Origin of the sequence: Aeromonas sp. R1-1 (genome assembly GCF_040908495.1) — a bacterium.
Classification (GTDB): Bacteria; Pseudomonadota; Gammaproteobacteria; order Enterobacterales; family Aeromonadaceae; genus Aeromonas; species Aeromonas veronii.
In genome coordinates this window covers 1-3,105 of record NZ_JBFODV010000134.1, presented here as the reverse complement: position 1 = coordinate 3,105, position 3,105 = coordinate 1, and the positions used below count along the sequence as shown (strand labels likewise).

3 protein-coding genes are annotated in these 3,105 nt (G+C 63.6%); 1 reads left to right on the top strand and 2 read right to left on the bottom strand.

Annotated elements, in window-relative coordinates; all coding sequences use genetic code 11:
- The coding region (locus AB5Y92_RS07830) for an ABC transporter permease (protein ID WP_368226343.1) at window positions 1–1,624 on the bottom strand (1,624 nt) is incomplete at its 3' end.
- A gap of 36 nt (window positions 1,625–1,660) precedes the next feature.
- Complete coding sequence (locus AB5Y92_RS07825) at window positions 1,661–2,356, bottom strand: ABC transporter ATP-binding protein (RefSeq protein WP_368226340.1); 696 nt, start codon at window positions 2,354–2,356, stop codon at window positions 1,661–1,663.
- A gap of 56 nt (window positions 2,357–2,412) precedes the next feature.
- Here AB5Y92_RS07825 and AB5Y92_RS07820 point away from each other — a divergent pair, with 56 nt between their 5' ends.
- A complete protein-coding gene (locus AB5Y92_RS07820; protein WP_164536205.1) occupies window positions 2,413–3,024 on the top strand; it encodes an arylesterase in 612 nt (203 codons plus the stop codon).
- Window positions 3,025–3,105: the final 81 nt, after the last annotated feature.

Here is a 3,105-nt window from a genome sequence, read left to right as displayed (position 1 = left end):
GAGCCCCCTCACCCACCGCATCACCGGCGATATGGGTCAGGCGCCCGCGCACCATGGGATAGAAGTCGGAGGTAACAGCGCCGGCTCCCGCCAGTTCGCTCAGGATCCCTTCCCGCTCGTTCTCGGCCACATTGACCAGAAAACGGTTGGGGGCATCGGCCGGCAAACGGGCGGAGAACTCCTCCAGCAGATCGATGCGAACCGCCCAGAGCAAGCCAAACAGCATCAGCGCCAGCGCAAAACCGGCCAGCTGGAACAGACCGCTGCGCCGCTCGCGCGACAGATGGGCCAACGCCAGCCGCAGGGCGTGCGGACCGCTCACCCGCGCCCCCAGTCGCAACATCAGGGAGGCCAGCAGAGCCAGCAGCCCCATCAGCAGACCCATTCCTCCCACCAAACCCAGCGCCAGCCGCACATCGGCGGTAAAGCCCCATACCAGCGCAAACAGGCCGAGCAGACCGACCGGCAGCGCCAGCCAGGGGGGGATCCCCGCCTCCAGCTCGCGGCGCAACACCCGCAGCGGCGGCACTTTCAGCAGCCGCAAGAAGGGGATAAAGGCGAGCAGCAGGGTGATAAAGAGGGCAACCGCCACTCCTAGTGCAAAGGGGCGCCAGGAGGGAGGCGGCAAATCCGGTGGCAGCAACTCACCCAGCAGTTGCAGGGTAAACCACTGCATGATGGTACCCGCCACCAGCCCCAGCAGGGCGCCGATCAGGGTCAGCGACAGCAACAGCCCGCTCATCAGTTGCCACAGACTGGTGCGCGATGCCCCCAGCGTCTTGAGCAGCGCCACCATATTGGTCTGGCGTTCGGCAAAGTGACGTACCGCTATGCCCATCGCCAGCGCCCCCAGCAGCACACCGCAGAGGGACGCCAGCCGGAAGAAACGCTCGGCATTGACCAGCGAGCGGCCCACCTGGGATTCACTGTCATCGGGGGTGATCCACTTCTGCCCCGCCTGCAGCTGAGGAACCAACCAGCGCTCATAGCGGGCCAGCTCCTCTCGCGACCCTTTGAAGAGATAGCGCCACTGCTGACGACTGCCCGGCAGCAGGGCGCCGGTCGCCTCGATGTCGGCGCTGTGGATGAGCGCCCGCGGCGCCAGCAGGAAGGGGCTGAAGCCCTGATCGGGCTCCTCGCCAAGCAGACCAGCCACCTTGAGCACCGTATTGCCCACCTCCAGCTCATCCCCCACCTTGGCCGCCAGCAACTGCATCACCCGGGCAGAGAGCCAGATTTCACCGGGAGCTGGAGCCCGGGCCGGGGTCAGCTCCAGCTTGCCGTAGAAGGGAAAACTGTCGGGCACCGCCCGGATTGAGGCGAGCTGCAGCGCATCGCCGTGAAACAGCATGCTGTTGAAACTGACCGTGGTCTGCAACGCCAGACCATCTTTTTGTGCCTGCAGCAACCAGCCATCCGGAACCGCAGTGGCAGTGCGCAGCACCCGATCCGCCCCGATAAAGTCGCGGCCAGATGCCTTGAGTCCTGCCTCCAGCCGATCTGCCACCAGCGCCACGCTGAGCACACAGGCCACACTCAGGGCCAGCGCCAACACAAACCAGCGCAGCTCGCCGCTCCATCCTTCCCGGCGCAGCAGTCGCCATCCCAATCGCCACTGCATCATCCCTGACCACCTCCGCTCACTCGCCTGCCCCCTGCGTTACACCACGGCATGACTAACCTCGCGCTCCAGCCTGCCCGCCGTCATAACCACTTGCCGCTGGCAACGCTCGGCCAGCTGATGGTCATGAGTCACTACCACTAGCGTGGTGCCGTGCTTGCGATTGAGTTCAAACAGCAGCTCGATCACCTTCTCGCCGGTCTTGCTGTCGAGGTTGCCGGTCGGCTCGTCCGCCAGCAGCAGGCTTGGACGGGTCATGAAGGCACGAGCAATGGCCACCCGCTGCTGCTCACCGCCGGAGAGCCGTGGCGGCAGATGGTGCAACCGCTCGCCAAGCCCGACCGCGGCCAGCAGTTCACGGGCTCTTGGTTCGCAATCCCGCTCGCCGCGCAGCTCGGCGGGCAGCATCACATTCTCCAGCGCCGTCATGGTCGGGAGCAGCAGGAACGACTGGAACACAAAGCCGATCTGCTCGGCACGCAATCGGGCCCGCCCCTCTTCGTCGAGCTCGCCCAAAGATTTTCCGAGGATTTCGATGTCTCCCTGACTCGGCAGATCGAGCCCGGCCAGCAATCCCAGCAGAGTGGACTTGCCGGAGCCGGAGGCGCCGACCAGTGCCACTGTCTCGCCGCTATTGACTTGCAGATCGATCCCTTCAAGGATGGTGAGACTTTCCTGGCCGAGGCGAACCGATTTGCCGAGGCCCTTGACGACAATAATGGGGGTTGAACTCATGCTCGATATCCTTTGTCCCAATCCCTTGATGGCAATCCATAGCGGGAGTTGAATTGATGGTGCGTATTCTGTTTGCCTTGCTGGTTGGCTTCGGCAGCCTGCTCTCGTCGGTTCAGGCCCAGACTCTGCTGGTGCTCGGTGACAGCCTGAGTGCCGGCTATCAGATGCAGGAGAAGCAGAGCTGGCCTGCCCTGCTTGAACAAAAATGGCAGAACGAGGGGGGCGAGCACACCCTCATCAATGCCAGCGTCAGCGGTGAGACCACCCAGGGAGGGCTGGCGCGCCTGCCCGCCCTGCTGGAGCAGCATCAGCCGGACTGGCTGCTGCTCGAACTGGGGGGCAACGATGGCCTGCGCGGCTTTGCCCCTGCCATTACCCGCCAGAATTTGGCCAGCATGATTGCCCTTGCCAAAGAGAAGCGGATTCAGGTCGCGCTGACCCAGATCCAGCTGCCCCGCAACTACGGAGCCCGCTATCTGCGCCAGTTCGAGCAGATCTTCCCGGAACTCGCCGAGACCAACAAGCTGCCCCTGCTCCCCTTCTTCATGGATGATATTGCGCTGCGCCCTGAACTTATGATGAACGATGGCATTCACCCTACCCCGGCGGCGCAGCCGCAGATCCGCGACAAAGTGGCCCGCTTCATGGAACCACTGATGAGCCGCTGACACCTTGGTAACAGGCTCTGTCATATATACGACGGCAGATAAAAAACATCCCGCCGAGGCGGGATGTTTTTTATTGCAAAC